This window comes from Faecalicoccus pleomorphus DSM 20574, from assembly GCF_000420345.1.
In the GTDB taxonomy this organism is placed as follows: domain Bacteria; phylum Bacillota_I; class Bacilli_A; order Erysipelotrichales; family Erysipelotrichaceae; genus Faecalicoccus; species Faecalicoccus pleomorphus.
Genome location: NZ_ATUT01000025.1, coordinates 1 through 25633, shown reverse-complemented (window position 1 = coordinate 25633; position 25633 = coordinate 1). Strand labels below are relative to the sequence as shown.

Annotated in this window: 28 protein-coding genes and 1 pseudogene; 8 read left to right on the top strand and 21 right to left on the bottom strand. The window is 38.7% G+C overall.

What is annotated here, in order from left to right; all coding sequences use genetic code 11:
• From G413_RS12210 to G413_RS0109455, 3 genes and pseudogenes are all read left to right on the top strand, one after another.
• Positions 1-286, top strand: a pseudogene (locus G413_RS12210) (hypothetical protein); the annotation flags it as partial.
• A 123-nt stretch (positions 287-409) separates the two neighbouring features.
• Positions 410-1138, top strand: coding sequence for a hypothetical protein (locus G413_RS0109460; RefSeq protein WP_022790638.1), 729 nt, complete (start codon positions 410-412; stop codon positions 1136-1138).
• Positions 1139-1168: 30 nt separating this feature from the next.
• Positions 1169-1366: a hypothetical protein gene (locus G413_RS0109455; protein WP_022790637.1), complete on the top strand. Its 198-nt coding sequence runs from the start codon at positions 1169-1171 to the stop codon at positions 1364-1366.
• A gap of 199 nt (positions 1367-1565) precedes the next feature.
• Here G413_RS0109455 and G413_RS0109450 read toward each other — a convergent pair whose 3' ends face one another.
• The 14 genes from G413_RS0109450 to rapZ form a co-directional block, all read right to left on the bottom strand.
• Positions 1566-3434: an ABC-F family ATP-binding cassette domain-containing protein gene (locus G413_RS0109450; RefSeq protein ID WP_022790636.1), complete on the bottom strand. Its 1869-nt coding sequence runs from the start codon at positions 3432-3434 to the stop codon at positions 1566-1568.
• Positions 3415-4728: an N-acetylmuramoyl-L-alanine amidase CwlD gene (locus G413_RS0109445; RefSeq protein WP_147285022.1), complete on the bottom strand. Its 1314-nt coding sequence runs from the start codon at positions 4726-4728 to the stop codon at positions 3415-3417. The genes G413_RS0109450 and G413_RS0109445 overlap by 20 nt, the downstream gene beginning before the upstream one ends.
• Positions 4729-4770: 42 nt before the next feature.
• Positions 4771-6171: a polysaccharide deacetylase family protein gene (locus G413_RS0109440; RefSeq protein WP_022790634.1), complete on the bottom strand. Its 1401-nt coding sequence runs from the start codon at positions 6169-6171 to the stop codon at positions 4771-4773.
• Positions 6172-6303: 132 nt separating this feature from the next.
• The gene (asnS, locus tag G413_RS0109435; protein WP_022790633.1) at positions 6304-7662 is read right to left on the bottom strand and encodes an asparagine--tRNA ligase; all 1359 of its coding nucleotides are present in this window, start codon (positions 7660-7662) and stop codon (positions 6304-6306) included.
• Positions 7663-7878: 216 nt separating this feature from the next.
• The gene (locus G413_RS0109430; RefSeq protein ID WP_022790632.1) at positions 7879-8517 is read right to left on the bottom strand and encodes a redox-sensing transcriptional repressor Rex; all 639 of its coding nucleotides are present in this window, start codon (positions 8515-8517) and stop codon (positions 7879-7881) included.
• A 64-nt stretch (positions 8518-8581) separates the two neighbouring features.
• Entirely contained in the window at positions 8582-9211 is a 630-nt protein-coding gene (locus G413_RS0109425) for a hypothetical protein (RefSeq protein ID WP_022790631.1), read from the bottom strand.
• Positions 9204-9458, bottom strand: a complete 255-nt coding sequence (locus G413_RS0109420; protein ID WP_394806225.1) for a TIGR03905 family TSCPD domain-containing protein — start codon at positions 9456-9458, stop codon at positions 9204-9206. Before G413_RS0109420 ends, G413_RS0109425 begins: the two co-directional genes overlap by 8 nt.
• Positions 9455-9958 (bottom strand): Gx transporter family protein, encoded by a 504-nt coding sequence (locus G413_RS0109415; protein ID WP_022790629.1) that lies wholly within the window; start codon positions 9956-9958, stop codon positions 9455-9457. Before G413_RS0109415 ends, G413_RS0109420 begins: the two co-directional genes overlap by 4 nt.
• Positions 9955-10317, bottom strand: a complete 363-nt coding sequence (locus G413_RS0109410; RefSeq protein ID WP_022790628.1) for a NusG domain II-containing protein — start codon at positions 10315-10317, stop codon at positions 9955-9957. The genes G413_RS0109415 and G413_RS0109410 overlap by 4 nt, the downstream gene beginning before the upstream one ends.
• 3 nt (positions 10318-10320) lie before the next feature.
• Entirely contained in the window at positions 10321-11103 is a 783-nt protein-coding gene (locus G413_RS0109405; RefSeq protein WP_022790627.1) for a ZIP family metal transporter, read from the bottom strand.
• A gap of 10 nt (positions 11104-11113) precedes the next feature.
• Positions 11114-11644, bottom strand: coding sequence for a hypothetical protein (locus G413_RS0109400; protein ID WP_022790626.1), 531 nt, complete (start codon positions 11642-11644; stop codon positions 11114-11116).
• Positions 11637-12584 (bottom strand): DNA-binding protein WhiA, encoded by a 948-nt coding sequence (gene whiA / locus G413_RS0109395; RefSeq protein WP_022790625.1) that lies wholly within the window; start codon positions 12582-12584, stop codon positions 11637-11639. The genes G413_RS0109400 and whiA overlap by 8 nt, the downstream gene beginning before the upstream one ends.
• 54 nt (positions 12585-12638) lie before the next feature.
• Complete coding sequence (locus tag G413_RS0109390; RefSeq protein WP_022790624.1) at positions 12639-13586, bottom strand: gluconeogenesis factor YvcK family protein; 948 nt, start codon at positions 13584-13586, stop codon at positions 12639-12641.
• Positions 13583-14440 carry an RNase adapter RapZ gene (gene rapZ, locus G413_RS0109385; RefSeq protein WP_022790623.1) on the bottom strand — a complete coding sequence of 286 codons (858 nt, stop codon included), beginning with the start codon at positions 14438-14440 and terminating at the stop codon, positions 13583-13585. Before rapZ ends, G413_RS0109390 begins: the two co-directional genes overlap by 4 nt.
• Before the next feature lie 82 nt (positions 14441-14522).
• Here rapZ and G413_RS0109380 point away from each other — a divergent pair, with 82 nt between their 5' ends.
• Genes G413_RS0109380 through G413_RS0109370 form a run of 3 tightly spaced genes read left to right on the top strand, consistent with a single transcriptional unit; the run spans position 14523 to position 17185 of the window.
• The gene (locus G413_RS0109380; protein WP_022790622.1) at positions 14523-15041 is read left to right on the top strand and encodes an HAD domain-containing protein; all 519 of its coding nucleotides are present in this window, start codon (positions 14523-14525) and stop codon (positions 15039-15041) included.
• On the top strand, positions 15025-15429 hold the full coding sequence (locus G413_RS11450; RefSeq protein WP_022790621.1) for a VanZ family protein: 405 nt from the start codon (positions 15025-15027) through the stop codon (positions 15427-15429). The genes G413_RS0109380 and G413_RS11450 overlap by 17 nt, the downstream gene beginning before the upstream one ends.
• 58 nt (positions 15430-15487) lie before the next feature.
• A complete protein-coding gene (locus G413_RS0109370; RefSeq protein WP_022790620.1) occupies positions 15488-17185 on the top strand; it encodes a putative glycoside hydrolase in 1698 nt (565 codons plus the stop codon).
• A 20-nt stretch (positions 17186-17205) separates the two neighbouring features.
• On the opposite strand, the gene G413_RS0109365 is transcribed toward G413_RS0109370, so the two are convergent.
• The 4 genes from G413_RS0109365 to G413_RS0109355 all read right to left on the bottom strand — a co-directional run bounded on the left by G413_RS0109365 (position 17206) and on the right by G413_RS0109355 (position 20376).
• Positions 17206-18453: a peptidoglycan bridge formation glycyltransferase FemA/FemB family protein gene (locus G413_RS0109365; protein WP_022790619.1), complete on the bottom strand. Its 1248-nt coding sequence runs from the start codon at positions 18451-18453 to the stop codon at positions 17206-17208.
• An 82-nt stretch (positions 18454-18535) separates the two neighbouring features.
• Positions 18536-19522, bottom strand: a complete 987-nt coding sequence (locus G413_RS11445; protein WP_244910594.1) for an FprA family A-type flavoprotein — start codon at positions 19520-19522, stop codon at positions 18536-18538.
• A complete protein-coding gene (locus G413_RS12445) occupies positions 19428-19727 on the bottom strand; it encodes an MBL fold metallo-hydrolase (RefSeq protein WP_244910593.1) in 300 nt (99 codons plus the stop codon). Before G413_RS12445 ends, G413_RS11445 begins: the two co-directional genes overlap by 95 nt.
• Positions 19728-20010: 283 nt before the next feature.
• Positions 20011-20376 (bottom strand): thioesterase family protein, encoded by a 366-nt coding sequence (locus G413_RS0109355; protein WP_022790618.1) that lies wholly within the window; start codon positions 20374-20376, stop codon positions 20011-20013.
• A gap of 31 nt (positions 20377-20407) precedes the next feature.
• On the opposite strand from G413_RS0109355, the gene G413_RS0109350 reads away from it, so the two are divergent.
• Positions 20408-21376 (top strand): hypothetical protein, encoded by a 969-nt coding sequence (locus G413_RS0109350; RefSeq protein WP_022790617.1) that lies wholly within the window; start codon positions 20408-20410, stop codon positions 21374-21376.
• Here G413_RS0109350 and G413_RS0109345 read toward each other — a convergent pair.
• The 3 genes from G413_RS0109345 to G413_RS0109335 all read right to left on the bottom strand — a co-directional run bounded on the left by G413_RS0109345 (position 21373) and on the right by G413_RS0109335 (position 24799).
• Entirely contained in the window at positions 21373-22761 is a 1389-nt protein-coding gene (locus G413_RS0109345; RefSeq protein ID WP_022790616.1) for a sensor histidine kinase, read from the bottom strand. The two genes, G413_RS0109350 and G413_RS0109345, sit on opposite strands and share 4 nt — an antisense overlap.
• Positions 22754-23440 (bottom strand): response regulator transcription factor, encoded by a 687-nt coding sequence (locus G413_RS0109340; RefSeq protein WP_022790615.1) that lies wholly within the window; start codon positions 23438-23440, stop codon positions 22754-22756. The genes G413_RS0109345 and G413_RS0109340 overlap by 8 nt, the downstream gene beginning before the upstream one ends.
• 87 nt (positions 23441-23527) lie before the next feature.
• On the bottom strand, positions 23528-24799 hold the full coding sequence (locus tag G413_RS0109335; protein ID WP_022790614.1) for an aminoacyltransferase: 1272 nt from the start codon (positions 24797-24799) through the stop codon (positions 23528-23530).
• Between the two features lie 284 nt (positions 24800-25083).
• On the opposite strand from G413_RS0109335, the gene G413_RS0109330 reads away from it, so the two are divergent.
• Complete coding sequence (locus G413_RS0109330) at positions 25084-25515, top strand: hypothetical protein (protein ID WP_147285021.1); 432 nt, start codon at positions 25084-25086, stop codon at positions 25513-25515.
• Positions 25516-25633 lie beyond the last annotated feature (118 nt).

Below are 25633 nucleotides of genomic sequence, written 5' to 3'. Positions count from 1 at the left end.
CCAAAAAAACTATACAAGTCGGAATGGAAACAGTCTGGGCGAAGTGAATCAGCTGCATCAGGAATTCAAACAAATGATCAAGCATTATCATGGAGTCTCCATAAGACATCTTCAGCACTATTTGGATTGGCTTGTATTCCGTAAACAGATGAAATACCAAATCAGGGCGGAAGCCAGAAAAACAAAAGCTTATATGTTGGCTATGAAAGGATCTGTTTCCTTTGTGACAAAAGACATATGTTCTTTTGAGTTGCCAATTAATGTGCTTACGCTCTATCAAAATTAAAAACATCATTTTTAATTCTCTGCATCAACTTTTTAGTTGAACTTAGCGATTTTTTAAAAGATTTTCTAAAAAATTCATAGTTTTGATTCTTTTTTACGTATATATAAGCAGGAGGTATTTTTTATGTCACATTTAAGTGAACTAGGAACCGTGCTTGAAATGGAAAAGCATTATTTTGATTCCCAGTCAAAAATCATTCTCTCTTTTAAGTCTGTTCAGGCTGCTCTTCTTCAACAGTGTCTGGACGAATGTAAACATCTTTCCCTGCACGAAATTGCTTCCTTGATTCAGCCAAGCTCTTCCCATTCCAAGATCATCACTTTGAATCCGGAAGATCTTCGTATGCCTGGGGCCAGAATCATCTATGATCTGTTGTATGTCCTTCAACACCCCTTACATCCGGATCGATCCATTTTGATCCATATTGAAGCACAGGGTGAGGAATCCTATAAGTATCATCTTCCTCGCCGAAGCCTTTATTATGCATACCGACTCATTGCCGGTCAACAAAACCATTCCCTGGGATTTCAGAATGAATCTTACAATGATATCCTGGATGTTCCCTCCTTGTGGATTTGTTTGCGCCATGCGAAAAAGAAAGACAACTGTTGGCTGGAATACACAACAGAAGAGAAACTTAGAAAAGGAAACTTTCGCTTTGATCCGGCGGTCTATGGAATCTCAAAAATACACCTTTTATATCCTGGTATCCAATCTAAAGAGGAAAAAAAAGTAGACGAGATCTTAAAAGAACCAAAAGATGTCATGGAGTTATTGTCATTGTTGTTTTTATCGGATAGAGAATTCGAACAAATTCTATTAATCCTAGAAAAGAAGTATGATATACTGTAGACAAAAGAGGAAAAGAAGGAGGTTGAAGAAATGTGTACGTTTGGTCAGGGTGCTTTTCTGGCTTGGAAAGATTATGGAATCGAAAAAGGAAAGTTGGATAATCTGATTGAAAACATTTCCGCCTTACTGGAAAGTGGTACGATTTCGGATATCCAACAAGCTTTTTCTATTCTTCATGTCAAAAAAGAATTACAACCTAAAATTTTAAAAAGATTAAATCTTAATTAATTTGTGTATTTTCTGGCATCGAAATCCATTTCTACATTTTTTTAAAGGCAGCTGTTTAACAAGTTACCTTTTTGTGATCACTCGATGAAATGCTTAGTGATCGCTTGAACCATGGTATAAATATAAGTTTGAAAATACATTCTATTCATTAAATACAAAAAATAAGCCCTGTGTTCTCCAAACCATAAGGGCTTATTCTTTAGGACATAGACTCCAACAATTCCATCTTTTCTTCCCATTCTTGTGTATAGTGTGCTATTTCATTATGCTTATCATCAATTTGCTGATCCAACTCTTCCATTTTCTGATAGTCTTGATAGTACTCTGGTTCATATCGTAATTCTCGAAGAGCCTCTAAATCTTCCTGTGCCGCTTCAAGGAGCTGCTCCAGTCGATCCACTCGATTTTTCAAAGCTTTTCGATCTTTAAATGACTGTACAGACACATTCGATTTTTCTATCTGCGGCTGTGCTTCCAACAAAGTTCCCGCTTCCTTTTTCTCGATATACTCGGTATAAGTACAATCATATACTTTGCTGTCCTGTCCCATTTCCAGCACTCGATTGGCCATTTTAGATAAAAACATACGATCATGCGAAACAAACAAAATAGTTCCGTCATATTTTTCCAAAGCCTTTTCCAAAGCCTCTTTTGTAGGAATATCTAAATGGTTGGTTGGCTCATCCAGCAAAAGCAAATTGTCTTCCATCAACATCAGTTCTGCTAAAGCAAGACGCACTTTTTCTCCTCCGGAAAGCGTATTGATTTCTTTAAAGACCTCTTCCTGTGTAAATAGAAAACTGGCCAGGGTATTGCGAATCTGTGTCTGTGTCAAATCCGGAGATACATCCCATAAGGTATCTATGACCGTCTTATCCGATTTTCGATGAGCGCTGTCCTGATCAAAATAACCAACATCAATTTGATGTCCGAAATGAAACTGTCCGGATAACGCCGGTACTTTATGCATCAATGTCTTGATCAAAGTACTCTTTCCTATTCCATTAGGTCCTACAACAGCCATTCTTTGTCCTTTGATCAATGAGAAGCTAACAGTCGATAGAGGTTTATCATACCCGATTTTTAGATCTTCAACCTCCAGCACCTGTTTTCCACCTTTTCTGGCACATTGAAATGTCGCATGCATGGATGATGTATCCGCTTTTCGATCTTGTATGCGATCCATTCTTTCCAGGTATTTAATTTTACTTTGGGCAAAGGCTGCCTTATTTTTCTTATAGCGAAATTTTTCGATCAACTCTTCCAGACGTTGAATTTGTGCCTGCTGACGCAAAAACGCCTCATGATTCTTTTTGATAAATTCTTCTTTGGCTTTCACATAATGTGAATAATTCCCCACATAACGTGTTGTCACACCGTATTCGATCTCAATAATTTCATCGACCACATGATCTAGAAACATTCGATCATGACTGACCAGAACGATCGCACTTGGATAATGTCGGACATAGTTTTCCAGCCATTCGATACTTTCAATATCTAAATGATTGGTTGGCTCATCCAATAAAAGTACATCCGGCTTTGACAACAACAACTTAACTAACGCAATTCGTGTTCTTTGTCCGGAACTGAATTCGTCTAATGTTTTATACAGATCGTCTTCTTCAAAGCCAAAATGGAAAAATACGTTTTTTAATTCCACTTCATATTGATATCCATTCAATGCCTCAAATTCACTTTGTAAGCGAGCATAGCGCTCCATCTGTTTTTCGCTGGCATCGGTTTCCAAGATACTCGCCTGCTCATGAAGCTTCGTTTCCAACTCTTTGACTCTGGCAAAGGCATCGCTTAGTTCCTGATACACCGTATGTTCGGTGTTCGAAAAAGTAATCTGTGCCAAATATCCAATACGCACTCCATTTTGGACAACACGACTTCCCTGGTCAGGCTGTTCTTTATCACAAATAATTTTCAACAAGGTTGTTTTACCGCATCCGTTTTTCCCAACCAATGCGATTTTTTCTTTATCTCGGATGCTTAAAGAAGCTTTTTCCAAAACATCCTGCGCCCCATAGCTCTTTTTTATATTACTGACTTGCAGTTTCACTGTTCTCACCTATTCCATAATAATCACATATCGCATCGGCAATTGTCTTCGCCATCTGCTCTTTATTTTCCTGATAATACTGAACACTTTCTTCATTGCTTCCATTTGCCAGCATAAAAACAATACTTTCCATGCCAAACACATCTTTATAGCCTTGATTGGCCGATGAATTTTCCAATACACCGGTAAAAGTCTGTTTTCCACCGGATTCTCTTAACTGTGGATACACATCATACACACGATCCTGTCCTTCCTCGCTTTGTCCGGGATCGATTACGACCGCACTGTTTTGTACGTTGTTGTTGGTAATGGATGCCATCTTTAAATCTTGTGATCGAAAAGCATATGCAATTTCATTGGCTAAAAGCCCTTTCGTATAATTCGATGTCAAAATATAAGGATACTGCAGTTCATCATCTTCATACACTTCAAAACTGATAAAAGCCTTGGCCTTAGTCTTATATCCCACACCTACACGCGAAGAGGAACCATAATAGCTGTCAAAATCATCAGCTTCTCTGGTCAATAAAACCTTTAACCCTCTGGATTCTAGCTCCTTTTGGACAAGTACGGCAAAGCTGGATGTTTCCTGCGGCTCATTGATCCAATCGGTAATGATACCCGGTTCATTCTGCATACTAAACTCGTTATAAATAATTCCACCTGGATCTAAAACCACATCCGCAACCTTAACTCGCGGTATATTCTCATTGACTTCCAAAAAAGCATAGTTCAGCTTATAAGAAATACCAAAGTCTGATAAATACTCTTTGGATGCATGTAATGTGATATCTTTTACATGCTTATCATTGCGCATCGTACTAAATGTTTCACTATCGAAAGCATCTTCAAAATAGACTCTTTTCTTCTCATAGTTTTCATAAATATAGATTTCATACAATCCCGGATCCAGAGTGCCTAGCTGAATCCCTGAATCAATACTTTCCCCGATCGCAAAGCTCAGTTCCTTTTTGGTTTCCACATTCCGTAAAACGACCATGGTTCCAATCAATGAATCTGTCTTTTTTTGTCCATATTTTCCCTGATAAAAAGACAATGTTTGGCCATAAATGCCATAATCCTGGATTTCAAATGTTTCCGTAAACCCTTTTTTCACATTGTCTTCAATAACATCGGAATCCATTTTTTCTAACACCGTCATCTGTAAACGATCAATATCCGTAGGACGACTCATATATAGAAAAAGAGCAGCACTGATCAAAGAGATCACTACGACAATCGCAATGATCATTCTAGGGTGTTTAAATCGTGAATGCAGTTTTCTTTTTGTCATGCCCTAAGTATATCAAAAAATGAAAAGAGCGCAAAGGGCGCCCTAGTTATTGACTCCGTGATGTGGGGCAAAAGAATCTATCTCTATTGCCTTAAACACATAGCCTTCTGATTTGTAATGTTCAATGATTTTAGGTAATGCCTCTACAGTCGTATCTTTAGCTGCTGTATCATGCATCAGAATATTGATGTATTGACTTTGACAGGCTGTCGCATTTTGAATTAAAGTGTCCGCCGGAATATTATTTCCACTGGCATCCCCTGAATCACAATTCCAGTCAAAGTACTGATAGCCTTTATCCTGAAGGGATTTTGTCAAGATTGTCATGATCTTTGGAAAATATTGTTTAGAAATTGTATTGGAGGATCCGCCGGGAAACCGGACTAATTTGACTTCTTCATTTGTTATGTCCTTGACCATATCTTGTATCTTTCGCAAATCGTCATAATAAGCATCTGTTGAAGAATAAACGCTGGCAAAATCATGTGTAAAGGTATGCAAGCCAATCGTATGTCCTTTTTCATGAGCTACTTTTAGCCAATCGTTATAAGAAGGTTGATTCCCTGTCACAAAGAATGTAGCCTTGACATCATACTGATCAAGAATCTTTAAAATTCGCTCTGTATTTTTACTTGGTCCGTCATCAAAAGTTAAATAAACGATTTTTTGGTTTAATTCCTCATTTTTTAAGATTGTCAAACTTCTTGTTTTCTGTGTTTCATTACCGGAACGATCTCTACCAATGTAAATGAGGGTATAATCGCCCGGCTGATCAAAATTAACTTGTGAAGTATCCGTATCTAATGAAGGATTTTCATCAAAATCATCTTTGATGGATACATCTTCCAAAAAATCAGGAAGCAGCCCTTGTTTAAATTCTATCTTTTTATCCGAATGTTCAATCGTCGGAGCTTTTATATCTTCACACCGCTCCAAGATAGCACTTGTTCTTGTTTCATTTTTTCCTTGATCTGTGGCAATAATTGGAACTTCATACCGCCCCGGTTTAGTAAAATCTTCTTGATTTGCAAAATGATAGGTAACTTCTGTTGCATCTTCACATTTTTCAATAAATGAAGCTGGCTCAATGTCCTGTATCATATCTGTTTTCAGATTTTTTGTTGTTATAGATGGAGCTTTGGTGTCTTGTACCTTGATTTTTACTTCCTTTTGATATTGATGAAGCTTGTAGTTAATCGTATATTCACCTAACTTAGATGTATCGACCTCTCCATCTATTTTTACTTCTTTATCGTCGCCGAGTACAAATAAAATCTGATCTTCCGGTTTAAACTCAGAATTGATTTCCACCTCTATTGTGGATGCCTTTAGTAGGACAGGGTGAAACAACAAATAGAGAAACGAGATACCGGCAAACAAAATAGCCGCGGCAAAAAAGACTCTTTTATATCGAATCTTATATTTCCGCAGTCGTTTCTTCATAATCTATCCCTTCCATCGATATCCTTATTATACAATAGTAAGCCAAAAATAGAAAGGCTGTTTAATTGTTTAGATTCATAAACTATTTATACAAATTTCTCGATTCGCAAAATAAAAGAGTCTTTCGACTCTTTAGAAAATCAGATTTCGTGGTGTACGTGGATACGGTTCTACATCACGGATGTTTTGAATACCGCTTAAATACATCAACATACGATCAAATCCTAGTCCAAATCCACTGTGTTTGCAGCCACCGAAACGACGAAGATCCAAATACCATTGTAGAGGTTCCTGTGAGATATTTAATTCTTTTAATTTCTCTACCAGTACATCGTATCGTTCTTCACGTTGTGAGCCGCCAACCAGTTCTCCGACATAAGGAACAAGTAAATCACAAGCAGCCACAGTTTTTTGATCTTCATTGACACGCATATAGAATGCTTTGATTTCTTTTGGATAATCAATCAAAAATACGGGTCCATTGACAACCTTTTCACAGATATAACGTTCATGTTCACTTTGCAGATCCATGCCCCAATATATATTTTTATTTTCAAACTGATCTTTGGCCTTTTCTAGATGCTCAATAGCTTCGGTATAAGTCATACGTTTAAAGTGGGAAGCGGCAACGGCTTTGACTCGTTTGATGCAGTCTTTGTCGATCATCTTTTCAAAGAATGCCATTTCTTCCGGTGCATGCTCCAGGCAATAATTGATACAATACTTGATCATTTCTTCAATGCAGTCCATGTTATCGCTTAGATCCGCAAAAGCAAGTTCCGGTTCGATCATCCAGAATTCACTGGCATGTCGCGTTGTATTTGAGTTTTCTGCCCGGAATGTAGGTCCGAATGTATAAACGTTACGATACGTTAAGGCAAATGGTTCGACGTGAAGCTGTCCGGAAACGGTCAACTGTGCATGTTTGCCAAAGAAGTCTTCCTCGTACTTATTATCTTCTCTAGTCGTGACCGTAAAACATTCGCCGGCACCTTCGGCATCGTTACCGGTAATGATTGGTGTATGCACATAGACAAATCCTCTATCCTGAAAGAATGTATGAATGGCCATGGACAAAACACTGCGCAAGCGGAAAATCGCATAATAGGTATTGGCACGAGGACGCACATGAGGAATCTCACGCATATACTCAAAGCTATGGCGTTTCTTTTGTAGAGGATAGTCATGATCGCTTAAGCCAAGCACTTCGATCGATCCAGCCTGAATTTCAAAGGGCTGTTTGGAATCCGGTGTGCACACCAGCTTTCCTTTAACTTCAATCGCAGAGCCTAATGTGATCTTACTGATTGCTTCATAATTTTTTGTACTTTCCTGATAATAGACAACTTGTACATTGCCAAAGCAGGAACCATCATTCAGTTCGATAAATCCTAAAGCTTTTGAATTTCGATTGGTTCTTACCCATCCTTGTAATGTGATATCTTGTCCATCAAAACTCTGAAAATCTTCTTTTAACTTTTTGACTAACATCTTTTCTCCTCCTGTAAAATAAAAAAATCGCCCCGTTAGGAACGATATATAACCGCGGTACCATCCTGTTTCAAAAAAGCCCTCTTGAGATTAACGCACTCCAACGAGACTGACTACTACTATTTCTCCAGCCTGGCTCCACAGTTGTTTGTGCTTATAAGCTATCGGTTCTTTTTCACCGTACAGAACTCTCTTTTGACGCATCACTTATGGCAACTACTGTTTCTTAGCCTTTGTATCCATGGAATTGGTAATAAAAACCAACTCTTGTATTGATGATACCACATCCACAACTTTCACGGCAACCCCTTTTGGCACCAGAAAATGTTCATGGGTAAAATCCACAAGTCCGGTAATTCCACAAGCCACCAGACGATCCACCGTTTCCTGTATCTTATGGGAAATCGTCAAAATGGCAATATGACAGCCTTCCGGAATTTTTTCTTCTAATTGTGTCATTGGATAAATCTGTACACCAAACTGGACTCCGGCCTTGGCTTCATCCATATCAAAGGCACAGGCAATTTCTCCAACCACATGATCCCATTTATTATAATTCATCAAAGCTCGCCCTAAGTTACCGGCTCCCACCAAAATGATCTTTTCATCAAAATCGACTCCAAGTTCCGCATTAAAAATCTCTATCAGTCGATCTACATCATAACCATATCCTTGTTTCCCCAAATTTCCTAAAAAGGAAAAATCTCTACGAATCGTTGTGGATTCGATATCTACAAACGTTGATAATTCTTTGGACATGATTCTTTGTACGCCATTCTTTTTTAAACGACGCAGTGCTTTTAAATATAACGGATATCTCTGCAAGGTTGCTTTTGGTACTTTTTTAGTCGCCATGTCTAATCACTCCTACAAGTATTTTAGCATTTTTTTATGCTTTGTGAAGATGTTAACAAGTCTTTTAGAAAATTTTCTTTCGCTTCTTTTGTTTCTCCATGACACAACGATCCAATCTTTGACAGAGCATATCTAAATCAGGATATAGTTTTTGAATCTGTTTCTCCATCAAGAAGTCAATTCCTTTTTGTTTGCCAAAAAAACATACACCTCCATAAAAGGCGATGGATACCAGCCACCCGATCAAAAACGGAACTTGAAAGACCAGAACACCGAGAACTAAAATGGCAATCGTAACAGCCAGCAGAATCAGTAAAAATACCCGCGTATATTCATAAATCGCATTTTGATAATACGATTTATGGGCTTTTAAAAATTCTTGTACCTCGCTGTCCACATCGGATGTAAATTCCAGATAATGCCAGTTCTCTTGTCTTTTTCGCGCATTTTTTAGCTGCATGATCTGCTGCATGCGAAGGATACAAAAGTACATACCTTTATGGTTTTCAAACCGCTGGTATTTTTTATAGTATAGCTCCAAGGTCTTTAAATAATCGTTATCGGAAATCTTTTGATAGATCATCGATTCTACCAAAGCATCCAAACGCTCTGTCAAGACATCTGAAAAGATCAGTACATTATCTTTAGAGCGTCTTTCCAGTGCTTTTAAAGCCCCTAAAAAATAATCAGCCATTTTCTTTTATATACGTCTGCAAAGCTTTAGAAATCTGATCCGGACATGATGTACTCTTTATGCCACAAGTTACTCCTTCCAGATCCTCCATGACTTCCTTTACATCTCTTCCCTTTAACAGACGTCCGATTCCTTTCAAGTTGCCATTGCATCCGCCAATGGCTTCAAAAGACTGGATTACGCCATCTTGAATCTCAAAATGAAATTCACGAGAACATACACCTTGTGGTTTATAAACAAACATCATATACTTTTTCTTCCTTTCCATCGATTCATCATAAGCTGGCTCAAAGCGCCGATGCATAAGCCACTTACAATAGACAATGCCAGTAAAACCGGCAAAAACAACTGCATAAAAAACTGTTGATAGATCCATGTCACCATCAAAACCTGGCCAATACTGTGAAAGGCCGCACCTAGAACACTGATTCCTAAAATGGAAAACCAACCGGTTTTATAGCCAATGCTCATAGCGCATAATGCCAGAAAAGCACCGCTTGCCGACAGCCAGAAAGAAACCGAAAACAAAGTTCCCTGTAAAAGACTTGCCAGAAAAACCCGCATGGCACTGACTAACCACATCGATTGGATACCGTACATCTTTAATACAAACAAAGCCGTAATATTGGCAAAACCGATCTTGAATCCGGGAATGATCCAGGAGGTAGGCAGAAAGCTTTCCAGTATCTGTAAAACGATTCCAATGGCACACAAAAAGGATAACTCTACAATTTTTTCTGTTTTCATTGTATCACCGTATCTTCCTTTGTGTCACCTTCGATTTGAATGACTGTCTCATTGGGCAGACACACGATCGGCACATTTGAATCCGAAACAAAGCCTTGTTTAGAACAAAGATGATGCGGACTGTTTTCCTGTGTTACACGTACCGCATGGTCTTTTACTTCGATGTTGACTTTGCCATTGGTTCCCTCTACGCTATATTGTCCATCCTGATTTAAGTCAATTGATAAAACCTTTTCTTCCTTGACATACACATCCGCCCTGTTCGCTTGTGTCGTATGTCCCAACAAAAAGAAAAGGCTTGAAAGGGATATCAACATCAAGATCACGATCAAGATACGATCGGCTTTTGTCAGTTTCATATTCTACCCCAAAGCCGTATCCAGGATCATCATACAGGCAAAACCAATCGCAAAGGCAATCGTGGCAATATTCGAATGCTTCCCGTGCTGGGATTGCGGAATCAGCTCCTCTACACAGACATAGACCATAGCTCCGGCCGCAAACGCTAACAACCAGGGCAAAATCGGCTGCAAGACTGCCGAAAACAAGATCGTCAAAAACGCACCAATCGGTTCTACGATGCCCGAAGCGGTTCCTAAAAGAAATGATTTCATTCTGGACATTCCCTGTGAATGTAATGGCAAAGATAAAACAGCTCCTTCCGGAAAGTTTTGAATGGCAATTCCCATAGAAAGTGCCAAAGCGCCTTCAATGGTCAAGGCAGTATTAGCACTGTATAATCCGGCAAAAACGATGCCTAATGACATACCTTCGGGAATATTATGGAGCGTCATCGCAAAGAATAGCTTTGTAGTTTTCTTCCAGGAAGTATGGATTCCTTCTTCCTGATCCGAATCTACATGCATATGTGGTATCACTTCATCTAACACTAATAAAAAGAAGATTCCCAACAAAAAGCCAACAGATGTCACCAGCCAGCTGCTTTGATGTAAACGTTCGACTTCTTCCATCGCCGGCAATAATAAGCTGAAGACACTGGCTGCAATCATAACACCGGCCGCAAAGCCAAGCATAAATTTTTCAACCAATGGCGGCACTCCCTTTTTTAAAAAGAAAACGACCGCTGCTCCCAGCATCGTTCCCAAAAAAGGAATTCCTAATCCTAAAAACATTTCTAAATGCATCTATATCTCCTTATGTTACATTGACATGGATTTCTCGTGTTACCGCATTGCCAAAACGATCGGATACGCGTACTGATACATCCTGCGATCCGGCAGTTGAAGCATTAAAATCCGATGTCGTTGAAAATGAAACTCCACTTAAATCACTGGCTTTGATATAAGCCGACCAATCTATGCTTTGTCCTGTCGAAATATCGATCTCTGTCGGACAGGATAATATCGTTGGCGGTTGTGTATCTTTTACGGAAATGGAGAAATCGATATCCCGATTTCCCGCATGAATCACAAAATCATATACTCCAACCACCAGATAATCCATATTCTCAGAAGTAAAACGATTTTGTGTCTTCACAACACCGGAACTTTTGGCCTCCACTTCCCAGTCATCAGTTGGATAATTTTGCGCATCCTTAATATATAATGCCGCATTGGCATAAATATCCTGTCCTAATTCAACCGTAAATGTCTTTCTTTGCAGCAAGGGACCAGAACAACCCGTCAATACCAACAGACACATTATAATCCATCCTAGTTTACGCATCTGCATCCTCCAAAAACGGCTTTGCCATTTCTTTGATTTTCCCCAGTCGATGCTTCATCCCCGATTTGGAAATGATCTCGCCATACGCCAGATAACATTGTTCACACAGCTCATTCATGCTGGCTTCCGGGAACTTCTTCCGTATTTCCATCACATGCCGTATCTTGGAAGAAATCTCAACCTTATTCTCATTTTGTTCCAATGCGTATATATAATCCAACTGTTTTTTTCCTGCTTTTAACGCCTTCATTTCATTAGCCAGCTCGCAATTATCCAAACGCTTTAAATTGTTGTAGAAATCACGCTGAATTCGTGAATCCTCAAAGTCAAACAAAGCCTGGGATGCGTTACAGAGCTTTAAAAAATCGGCAATCTTGTCACCGGCTTTTAGATAGACGATATACGCATTCTTTCGGCGTATGGTCTTAGCCGGCAAATAAAATCGCTGCATCATCTTTTGTATGCTTTGGGCCATCTGTTCTTCATGTGTACTGATCTCACAATGATAATTTGTCGTTTTAGGATCATTGATGCTGCCACCGGCTAAAAAACATCCCTGAAGATAGGCACGAGCGTTTTTCTCTGAGCGTGTATATTGGATCGGTGGCGCAAAATGCAGGCCGCTTTCCGTCAAAATCTTTAGATCCGAGAGAATTGTCTGCGCCTTGTCATAGACTTGAATACGATAGACATTGTTCTTTTTTAACTGCATCTTTCGCAAAACAGACAGACGAGGATCCACCTGATACTGCTCTTTCATCCTTTGAAAGACATGCTTGGCAATCGTCGCATTTTCGGTTTGAAACGATAAGTACATCCCCTGCCAGTTCATATGCAAAGAGGCCCGCATTTGTAACAGAGCACAAAGCTGTGCTTTGGCAGCACTTGTATCCAGTACATCATCACAGATCTGTTTTTTTACCTCGCTTGTAAATGACATGCCAAACCTCCTTTTTTGCGCTAGTTATTATACCATGAGATTTTTAATTGTACTCTAAAGAGCCTTTAAAATTTCTTCTACGACTTCCCGAACAGCTTTGGGATCATGACGAATACGCCCCTTTTCATCAAAATAAATCATGTTTCGTTTTAAAATCTGATACGAATGCTCCTTTTCCTGCACTTGAATCGGATATGAGTTCATATTCGCATATTTATCCAGAATTGATTGTGGGATATAGCTTTGATCGACCACGACAAGATCCACCGGATTTTTAAACGCATGTTTTTCAATAGCACGAATGTGGTCTTCCATGCTGTAGTTATCTGTTTCCCCAGGCTGTGACATCGCATTGCAGAAATAAATATGCGGACATGTCGTTCTTTGAATTGCCTCTGAAATCTCTTTTATGATCAAATTGGGCATGATCGATGTATATAGTGAACCAATCCCGTAAATTAGAATATCCGCATTTTCAATGGCTTGAATGGCCGGCAAATACGGAGTGACTTTCTTTTGATAAAACACGTGATCGATACTGTTATCCAATGTAGGAATGTTTTTTTCTCCCCGGACCAGCGTTCCATCCTTCATCATCGCATACAGAGTTACAATATCCAGTGTACTGGGTACGATCGTTCCTTTGACCTTCAAAACCTTGCTGATTGCCTGAATGGCACCAATAAAAGAACCTGTCAGATTCATCAAAGCTAAAAAGATCAAGTTTCCCAGATTATGCCCACCGATATCTTTATCCCCTTCAAATCGATAATTCATCAGATCGCTGAACAAATGATTTTCATCATCCTGTGCCATCGCACAAAGCACATGACGGATATCCCCGACTGCCGGTACATTATAAATATCTCGGATACGACCGGTACTTCCGCCATCATCGGCCACCGTTACAATAGCGGTAATATTGGCATTCTGAATACTTTTCATTCCCATAAGCATGCTGGAAAGTCCGGTCCCACCACCAATGACTACGATATTTTTCATTCTTCATCCACTCCTATATCCCGATGGGATTTAAAACAACGATAAGTATCCTTATATATATCATATAACCAGTTACATATGGATACGGAACGATGTTGCCCGCCGGTACAGCCTATCGCAACAATCATATGGTTTTTATTTTGGTGATCATAGCTTTCAAAAACAAAATCTGTGTAATTTTTTAACCGAACGATAAAATCCTGGGTTTCCGGTTTTTCCATGACATAGTTATAGACTTCTTTTTGATTGCCGGTCTTATCCCGCAACTCGGGTTCATAAAACGGATTGGGCAAAAAGCGTACATCAATGACCATATCTGCATCTAAAGGAACACCATGCTTAAAGCCAAACGATTGAAACGTCAAGGTAAACTGACTTTTTTCCTGCATCTTAAAGCGATGTCGAATGCGACTAGCCAAAGATGTCGGTGTGATCTTTGTCGTATCAATATGGATCATATCCGGAGCACTATCTTGTAAATGATCAAATAAATCTCTTTCCATTTCGATAGCTTCTTCGATTGTTGTCGCTTTGCCTATGGCAATCATCGGATGATGTCGTCTGGTAAAGCGATAACGAAGCAGCAGTTCTTCATCACTGCAATCCAGAAAAACGATAGATATCGGTTCCGGCATATTTTTAAAATACGTCACAAAATCTAAATAATCGATGGCACTAACAGATAACGCAACATACTGATAATGATCTTCTTTTTCCAGTAATGTTTCTAAATTTGGTAAAAGCTCTTTTGGAAAGTTATCGATACAATAGTATCCCATATCTTCCAAAGCATTCATGGCACTGGATTTCCCGGCACCTGACATACCGGTGACCAAAACAACTTTTTGTTTCATAAGGAAGCCTCCTCTTGTCTTTCATTGTATCATATCTTGCCCCTGACTTTTGTATTTTGTACAATAAGGACAGGAGGAGTCTATGCATCCTGTTATCTTTTTGGACATTGATGGAGTATTACATCCCTTAAAAACCAATAACAGTTCTGCTCTTGATTATCATTTAAATCAAGAACTTGCCAAACTCTATCATGATCCTGAATTTTTAAAATTGAATATTTATTTTACCAACCTTGTTTATTATGGTTTTGATCAAAATGCCTGTAGCCTTTTAAAGAAGCTGGTGGATGAATTTGATGCCCGTATCGTTTTAACAAGCTCCTGGCGATTAATTTATTCTAAGCATGAGCTTTATTATCTTTTTAAGATCCTGCATCTGGAACAGGCGTTTATCGGTACAACGCGAAAATCCACACCCCGCTTTCAGGTCATACAAGAATATATCGACAAACATCATATTGATTCCTATATCATCATTGATGATGCCGATCTTCAAAAATACTTTGAGTTTCATACGATTAAGACCATCAATTGTTTTTGCGACAGCGATTATTTAAAAGCCCGAAATCTGCTGCTTCTTCAACATGTCAAAGCACATTAAATGGCGATGGGCCAGTTTGGCAATAGCCTTGTTGATCTTCTGGTTTTCCGGCAGAAATGCCAGTCAGTCTACCCTGCAAAGCGATTCCTTTTTATTTCTGTTTCCGTTTCTGCAGGAAGATACAGCCCGTTTCTTGATTCGCAAGCTGGCTCATTTTACTATTTATATGGTTTTAGGCTTTTGCGTATATCGCTCCTTTAAAGAACCTCAATCCAAATGGGCTTTTGGATTGAGTCTAATACTTTGTTTTCTCTATGCCTGCAGTGATGAATTTCATCAGTTTTTTATTGCCGGACGATCTGCGCAGTTTACCGATGTCATGATTGATACATGTGGCGTCTTGATTGGGCAGACTTTATCGCATATTTCCATCAAAAAGTGGGGATAAGTTGTCAATTTTGGACCAAAATTGACTTTTTTTCACCAATTATGATATTGTTCTTCTGATGAAAAAGAGAAAACTTAGAGCCGGCGCCCTAATTCGGATCGGTGGAGCATTGATTGCCGCTGCTTTTTTGGTATCCTGTATCACAGCAATTTCCTCAGGCATCTATAATGCGATCCATCCTATCCGTTATATCTACAGCAAAGAAAACACGCTGCAAGTCAGCGTGCCTTATATCGTTGACGGAGAAGCTGCCGAAAAGAAATTCAGCATCCCTCGCGGTACTGCGGTTCGCCTATCAGAGAAAAAAGAAAAGGAATCTACTTTCCAGTATGAAGGCATGCAAATCTCCCTGGATAATCGTTATTTAAAAAACACATTGGAGGAATGCATCCAGATTGATACCGTCTATCCAAGACGATTGATCAATCTGCGCGAGAAAAAAGATGGTCCTTTATGTGATGAAATCGTAAAAAAAGGAGAAAGTGTTAAGGTCACAAAGGTCGATCTTGATGATCTTGATCAAACGACTGGAGAAATTCGATGGTATCAAATCGAAAAAGACGGAAAGAAATATTGGTTGAACGGAAAATACGTAGAAACCGATAAAGATTTATCTACAAAAAACTGGAATACAGATATAACATATTCAACCTATTGGGATGAATATTATGGTGAAGGATACTCTAAGGATGCCTATATCGACCAAATCGATTATAAGCCAACGCAAACTGTCGAGTATGAAGACAATTCATTATTGACCAACTGCAATGCGGTTCATATCTCATTAGAGAATATGATCCAGAATAAAGAATATTATTTAAACTTGAATAAAGAGACCGGTGTCAATGCCTATGTTGTGGAATTAAAAGGAGATGCCGGCTACCTGTGGTATGATTCAAAAGCGGCAGATGAATATTTAAACGATCCAAAGCAGGCAAAATCCAATGTATTAGCTTCTATGGATGAATTAAAAGATCTCATTAAGGAATTTCAGGATCAGGGTTGTTACATTATTGGTCGTATCGTAACCTTTAAGGATCAAATATTTGCCTTACAAAACAGTAAAGAATCTATTACCGACAACAGCGGAAATCTCATTGTTCACAACGATGAGTATTGGCCAAGTGCATATTCTCGTAAAGCCTGGATGTACAATGTAGCCATTGCCAAAGAAGTGGCGGATTGCGGTGTCAACGAAATTCAATTTGACTACGTTCGTTTTCCGGATGGATTGAGTGCAAGCATGGATTCCATTGACTTAAAAAACACCTATGATGAAAGTAAGACTGCTGCCTTACAAGGCTTTTTACAGTATGCCAAGGAAGAACTGGAGCCCTACCATGTCTATGTGGCTGCCGATGTCTTCGCCTGGCCTTTGGTTGCACAGGATGATCAGGATATCGGACAGTTTTATCTTGCGATTGCCAACAGTGTTGATGTAATCTGTCCGATGCCTTATTCCGATCATTTCTCTGCCGGAGCGATGGGAATCGAAGATCCTAGCAGTGATCCTGGAAAGGTACTGGAAGAATATACTCGTCTGGCAGACAAAGAAATGAAAGAGTTGGAGAATCCACCTGTCTATCGTTCCTGGATACAGGCATATGGAGACTTAACACCAGATCAGATCAAGGCCCAGATCAAAGGAATCAACGATTCCGGTTATGAAGGATATATGGTCTGGTATGGCTTTGGGAATCCGGAAGACTTAGACAGCAACAAGGCCGGTTATATCGACAGCGCCATACAAAAATAAGGACAGAGCAATCTGTCCTTTTAAATATCCAAATGATTCTTTTTCTTATATACATTAAAAAGCATCGTATGTAATGGCAGGATAAAGTTTCCTATCAGTTCGACTACGACCGCATTGAAGCCTCGTTTAAAATCAAAGACCCCATAGCCTTCCTGATCTGGTTCGAACAATCCACTGATGCCATAAAAATTATAGTCCGTATAACCTTGTTCAATTGCCTTTTGGATCATTGTCCACTGCAGAGCATAAGGCGCTTTAAATTTCTTATAGGCATCATTGGAACCACTCATCAAATATACCACTTCTTTTCCATAAAAAATGTACATAGCTGCCGCCAATCCTAATTCATGTCCATGTTCTTTCTGTAAAAGTGCAGCCTCTTCCTGACGTTTATACAAAGATTCTAAATGTAAAGTAGCGGTGTGCAAACGATTCTGTGAATTTTTAGAATGAGGATTTTCCTGCAGCCTTTGTTGAGCCTGTTCGATTACCTGTTTTTCTTTATCCATGCTTTGTTGAATATTTTCGACATATGCGTCAATATCCAGATAAGCGTAATAGGCCTGAGCCTTATCCTTAAAATATTCGTATTGTTCCTGGTAATATTCTAGAGATAAAGAAGAAAAGTGTCTTCTCTCTCCGGTCATACTAACTAGATCGTGCAGAATGGAGAGCTCATCTTTTTCCAGTTTTCGTACTTTGATATTATACTTCAGGGCATTTTTGATGTTTTGTCTGGTCTTGGAAGGAAAAGCCTTGAACACCTGTTCCTTTGTTTGGCCTTCTAAATGTAAGACTGACATCCAGCGACACTGTCTTGTCATATCATAACCTTGCGTTAGTGGAAAATGTGTAAAACCCATTTCTTGATAAAGATCGACAACATCCTGATGATTCCATCCGCCTTCAACGATCTGCCCGTTTTCATCTCTTTGTCGCAAAGGAACATAAGGATCCGTTTCCAGATACACACATTTTTCTTTTTTTAAATAGCTCTGCAGTAAACCATAGTATTCTTTGAGATTCTCCTTATTTGTATAAAAAGGCCCTCTGGGAATATAGGCATAGTGAAACAGCTTCATTAGAGGTTTGATCGCAACCATGGCACAGACTTGAATCGTATTTTCTTCCATACCGGCCAGATATCGTACATCCCAGCCATCTTTTTTCATCTTTTCTCCTTCATAGCTGGATTGTAGAAAATTTCTGTTCTCAAATTGTTCGATCCAAGCTTCATATATATCTGTATTAATTTGCTTTAGTTTCATATTCGTACCTTCTTTGACAATACACAGTTATCTTATTCTTCCCCAAAATGAATGTCAAACAAAAAAGAGGCAATTAAGCCTCTTACATAGATTGTTTGATTGCCTCTGTCAATGCATCCAGTGGTTCTTCTGTGTGCAAAGAACTGTTGATTTTTACCGTACTCTCTAAAACATTCATATTCTTCATCGTTTCTAACATTTTTCTCATAAGATTTCCGGACATGCTGGCCCAGGAGCCATTCTCCATAATTGCGATGGTACGATTCTGGAAATTCAACATTTTTAAATGTTCCAGGAATTCCTGCATCTTAGGGAATATACAAGCATTGTATGTACTGGAAGCCAATACAATGTGCGAATATTTAAATGCTTCTGAAACTAAATAGGATGGATCTGTATTTGATACATCGTAAACCACTACATCTTTGATTCCTGCCTGTACCAGCTTGGAAGCTAAAGCCTGTGCAGCGCTTTCTGTATGACCATAAACCGATGCATACGCGATCATAACGCCCCTAACTTCTGGTGTGTAGGTAGCCCAAAGCTGATGTTTTTCAATGATATAAGAGAAATTGTTTCTCCAAACCGGTCCATGCAGTGGACAGATCATTTCAATATCTAACTGGCTGGCCTTCTTTAAAAGGTTCATGGTCTGTACACCGTATTTGCCAACGATATTTGTGAAATAACGACGAGCATCATCGATCCAGTCTCTGTCAAAATCCACTTCATCATTGAAAAGCTTACCGTCTAATGCACCGAATGTACCAAAGGCATCTGCCGAGAACAACGTTTTTCCATATGAATCATAGCTGACCATAACTTCCGGCCAATGCACCATAGGGGCCATTACAAAAGTCAATGTATGTTTTCCCAGTTCTAATGTATCGCCTTCTTTTACAGCTTGTGTTTTTCCTTCCACCGCAAAGCCAAACTGTTCCATCATCGTAATCGCTTTTGCGGTAGCATAGATCTTAGCTTCCGGATAACGAAGCATGACCTCTTCCAGACTTGCCAAATGATCTGGCTCTACATGGTGGATGAGGATCACATCCAGTTTTTTTTCCATCTAATACATGCTTCAGATTTTCCAAAAACTGTCCGCATACAGACCAATCTACTGTATCAAACAATACATTCTTTTCATCCAACAGCACATAAGAGTTATAGGAAACTCCACGTGGAATCGGATGGATATTTTCAAATAGATTTAAGCGGTGATCACTGGCTCCCACCCAAATCAAATCTTCTTGAACTTTACGAACGTTATACACAATCATTCCTCCCGCTAACTTTTTCTCATCTCAAAAGATATTTTACTTAGATTTGTGGCAGTTGCAAGTATAACCCATTGAATCCCGCTTAAAAAATAAGAATCTGTCCATAAATAGATGGGATCAACAAATCTTTTTTTGTCATTTTATGCATTGAACCAGCTAAATTTTAAATGTTAGTAAAGATTAGAGCATAAAATATAAGAACCACTCTAATGCATCTAAAAAAACTTACACACTGTTTCATGATCAGGTGTAAGCTTTTTGTGAGTTTTACAGTCTTTTATTGACCATATGTTTTTTTCAGGAATTTTTCAGCCTGTACAATAAAGCGCTCATGTTCGCCTTTTCCGATACAAGCACCCCCTTGAAACGCTTCTACATGAAACTTAAGCTTTCTTCCATCCTGCTCTGTTAATGTAGAAACAATGCGAATTTTTGCCCCCAGCGGGCTGGCTTTATCATGGCTTACCTGCATCAGGGTCCCAACACTGGTCATGCCTTCTTCCAGATCCAATACCTGACAGCTGGCTTCTTCCATCCATGCGATCATCTGTGGCGTCGCCAATACATCTAAAGATCCACTTTTCATCTCAGAGGCCAGATGGGATCTTCCTACAATTCGTTCAATAGTTACAGTTTTTGACATTCTAATCTCCTTTTCATATAATACATTTAACATGGAAAAGATCAATTATCAACAAGATGATGCAACGATTTATAAAAAAGCAAAAACACGTGTTCTGATACGTCTGTGGGTTTCTTATTTACTCTTGCTTCTATATTTTATAGGTGTATGGGCCTTGCTGCATATGGATTTCTTTGCAATCCAGGAAAGCCAACTATCCAATACACTGCTTATCGTATTGGCGGCAGGACAGCTCATTCTCTACTTTATCCTGTTTTTAATGTTATCCGGAGGATATAAGGTTTTTCGCATCTTCTACTGGATCTGTTATGTTTTTGAAATTGCTTTATTGATGGTTCCCGGCTACTATCTGATCAACGATCTATCCAATATTCTGGTCTATGGAGCACTGATTGGATGCATGCTGGTGAAGTTGATTTTCCTTTCTGCATTAGGCAGTTATCTTAAACAGAACCGTTGGGCCAAGGTCTTATTTGACTATGTAATTGAAATTGAAGATGACGAATACGATGAACAGGAAGAAGAAATATTTGAACCTATTCGCTCTACTTATCATGATCCAGAAGAAGAAATAGAGGAAGAAGAGTACGAAGAAAAAGAGCCTTATACTTTGCCGCAGATTTCAGTTCGACTGGGAATTGCAGTTTACGCCAGCTTGATGGTCTTTCCGATCCTGGTACAGATTTTCTCCAGTTTTTTTGTCAGTAATGATCTGAAAACCGTATTTGCGACAAAAGACATCTTTATACTTTGTATCGTTAGTGCCGTAATCTGGACCATACCGATTTTCTTTATGTACTACAACCATCCGGCTTCTAAAAAGATCTTGCTTGGTTGTTTACTCGCCGAAGGAATCTCTATAGCTGCCTTTCTTCCGCGCTTTATCGGTTATATCACATCAGGAGAATACCCACTCCGCGTTTTTATCCTCTTTATCTTAGTGGATCTATTACGCTACATCATACTTTATATCGCATTACGTCCGATATCAAAGGTTTAATCTTCTGGAATCGTATGTACTAAAATTGGAAGGGACAACGTGATCGTTGTTCCTTTTTGTTCTTTACTTTCCAGTTCAATCGACCCTTTATAGAAATGAACAATATGCTTGACGATTGAAAGTCCTAATCCTGTTCCGGAAATCACTTTGGAACGTTGTTTATCCACACGATAAAAGCGCTGGAACACTTTTTCCTGATCTTCCTGTGGAATACCGATACCTGTATCCTGTACTTTTAAAATCATATTTTTTCCTGATGCGTAGCAGGAAATTGACACCGTTCCATCATACACATTATATTTTATGGCATTGCTGATCAAATTTTCAAAAACGCCCTCTATATGACCTTTATTGGCATAAACATACAGATCCTGACAATCTACAACAATATTTAAATTCATCTTTTCCTGCTGAACTTTAAATCTCTCCAGAAGGCCATCCAACACTTCCCGAACCGAGATATGACTGAATGGCGCTCTGTATTCTTCACTTTCCAGCTTGGAAACCATCAGGATATCATTTACCAGCTGTGTCATGTGCTTACCTTCTCTTGCGACATGCTCCAAGCATCGATCGACCTGTTTAGGATCTGTAATCGTATGCGTTCGAAGAAGTTCTGTATAACCCATGATCGATGTCAAAGGAGTTTTTAATTCGTGCGAAGCATTGGAAAAAAACTCCTGCCGAATCTGTTTTTGTTTCTCCAGCTGATTTAAGTTTTCACCGATTTCTTCATTCATTGATTCGATCGCAACAGTGATCTCACTTAGCTCCGGATAATGATATTCTTCAAAATGTATTTTTTCCTTACCGATTCGTGTCGTCCATATAGTCTGTGATATCTTTTGTAATGGCAAAACGATCGAAGTTGCCATTTTTTTAGAAATGAACCAGACCGTCGATAGAGCGACAAGAAACGCAACTAAAAAACTTGGCATTAAAACCATCCAGGATTGTGATATCCCTTGAAAAGGAATCGCAAGGCGAATGACCTTGGCATCTTCTTCATCAAAAACTGCCGTATATAAATAGTTTTGTTTAGTCGTATCTGACTTACGAATGGTACTTCCCTTACCTGTATCCAACGCCTGCTGAACCTCTTCTCTTTGCAGGTGGTTTTCATCAATTTTTGACACCGCATTATCATATATGACCGTTCCATCGGTCTGGATGATCGTTAGACGCGAATCATTTTCCATCAGATATTTTCCAACGCCTTCCTGATCGTCATCCCCCATCTTCTCTATGATCTGCAGTTCGTGAAATTGCTCACTGCGCTGATTTTCCAGAAAGACCATGTATAAGACCGCATATAATACACTAAATCCCAATAGGAAAGAGATTAAAAAAGTTATCATAAAAGAACGGATGATCTTCTTACGCATTGGAATCACCCGTACTAAAACGATAACCTAACTGACGAACAGACTTGATATAATTTCTTCCAATAGGACCTAATTTCTTTCGCAATGAGTTAATATGCACATCCAATGTTCTAGTTTCACCCACAAAATCATAGCCCCATACCTGATTCAACAATTCCTCACGTGATATGGCTCGACCCGCATTGGAAGCCAGATATTTTAAAAGCTCAAATTCTTTAAACGTCAACTCAACAACCTGATCCTGCACATGCACGATACGTTGATCCACATCAATTCGCAAAATTCCCTGCTCAATCGTATCTGATTCTTTTTTTGTTCTTCTAAGTAGGGTGCGGATACGCGCAGCCAGCTCCAAAACACTAAAAGGCTTGGTCATATAATCATCGGCTCCCAAATCAAGTCCCATAATCTTATCTACTTCCTGATCTTTAGCACTTAAAATAATGACCGGCGTTTCTTTATTGAGCTTCTTTTGACGCATCTGCTTTAAGATCTCATATCCGTTCATACGCGGCAACATCAAATCCAATATCGCAAGGTCCACTTTATGATTCAATAAATATTCATGTGCATCCGCTCCATTATCAAAATCAACGATTTCATACTGAAAATTTTCTAACGTTAATTTTAATAACTGTCGAATACTTTCATCATCTTCTACGATACATATGCGAATCATTTTACATTCCCCTTTTCCTGCTGAAATTCTTTTTCATTTTATCATAAACACAAGAGGGCTAAAGTAAAAATCATGTAAACTCTGCTTCTATTTCTGTAAACTATGCTTGATTTTTCTTAGTGTGTTATAGATCTTATATTTCTTCGTATCCACGATATACTCAAAGTCACCAATCAGTTCTACGACTTCGCCCTGAAACCCTTTTTTGAACAAGTACACACCATAATCCGGAGCGCCTTCATCAAAAATACCGCTGGTTCCATATAAATTGTATCTCTCCATACCATGCTCAATGCAATAATTCATCATTTTCCAATGCATCGCATAAGGAGCCGCAAATCGCATATACTTCTCATACACTCCACTCATCAGACACAATACTTCTTTTCCATAAGTAAAGAAAATACCACTGGCAAGATCTAAAACCTGCCCGTCTTCCTGAATCATTTGATCCGCTTCTTCCAGTTTCTTTTTCAACTGGTTAACTTGTTCTTGGGCCAAATCCATTTTCTTTTGAATCTTAGGGCTTTCTTGTTTTTCTAAACGCTTTTTTGATGTTTCGACAATGGCTTCCTGTTTTTGAAGATCGTCCATCAAATCCTTTTTATAATCATCTAAATCGATTGTCGCATTCAAAAATTTCACATAACCTGCATCATGAAACGCATCATACAAACGATGATGATATTCATCATCTCTTCCCTGAAAGCCTCGCCGCTCCCCAGTCTGTTTTAATACTTTTTCATAAATTTCGATTTGATCACGTGAAAGCTCATGAACCTGTACATTATATTTCTGTGCTTTCTTGATACTTCGAACAGTTTTTCTTTCAAACTGCTTCATCAGTTCTTCCGGTGTTTTTCCTTTTAAAGGAATGGTATAAATCCATCGTGGCTCTCGGCTTAAATCTATACCTCGTGTAAAACCTTCATGACGATACCCTAATTTTTTCAACAAGGACACTACATCTCGATTATCAAAATCCCCTTCAACTACATTACCATCTAAATCATGCGGTACATAAGGCACATAGGGATCAATATGCAGGTAGATACAGTTTTTCTTCTTTAAAAATGCGTTTAAATGCTCATGAAAAAAAGTGACCTGTTCTTCGTCCTTATAGTCCAACAATGGTCCTCGTAATGCCTGTACCAATGTTCCATTCATAAAAATAGGAAGCACCGACAACATCGAGCCGGCAATAATTTTCCCACTTTCATCTTTGATACCAACATAATACGTTGAAAAACCTTTGGCTTCCCGCATTTGTGCCATATTGGATGTCTGCCAGAAATTACATAACGGATGTGTAATGGCAAACGCATCAAATTCTTCCTTCGTCAATTCTGTAAATTTCATGAGATAGATTCCCCCTTATCTCTTTATCTCTGATTTTATCACACAAAAAAGAGGGAATCATCTTTTTATGGAAATCTTGATGATCTACTGAATGTACAATTCTTTTCAATTTATTCACATATTTTAATTCTTTTGACTCATATATTAAAATCAAAAAAAAATTAAAGTGCTTTTGATAGTTTTTTGATTTTTAATCGTATTAAATAGTACTTATTTTTTCCGGAATAGAAATAGTGCTGATTCAGGATTCATTTATAAAAAGAAAGGAAGATGATATTTTGACAATGAATCCCTATAATCTCTGTTTAAAGGAGGTCTTTTCCAATAAACAGCATTTTGCCGATTTGTTTTCTTCCGTCTATTTTAAGAAGAGGTTACTTCTGAATCCAGACAAGCTTTCGCTCTACGACAAGGAAACGCATCATGATCTTGGTTTTCGTAAGGAAAATGATTTATTGATGTTTTATGATGACAAGTTCTTTCTCCATCCTGAATTTCAGAGAAAGAAGGATCCCTACATGCCCGTTCGTATCTTGAACTACAAGTATGCCGGTATCCATCAACAGATCAAGACCAATACCAAACTGCATCTGTTGTATCCGGTTTATTCCCTGACCCTTTACATGGGCGAATCAAAATGGGAACATCGTAAAACCTTGTATGAGTGCATACATAAAAGCGACTGGAACAAAGATGAAACCTTGATTATGAGATGAAGTTGTTTGATATCAATAGTGATCTTATTGATTTCATGTGTCTTTATTTACAGAAGTTCTTTCGTATCATACAATATGCCGATCAGGAAAGATGGGACAATCTGTATAAGGATGCATT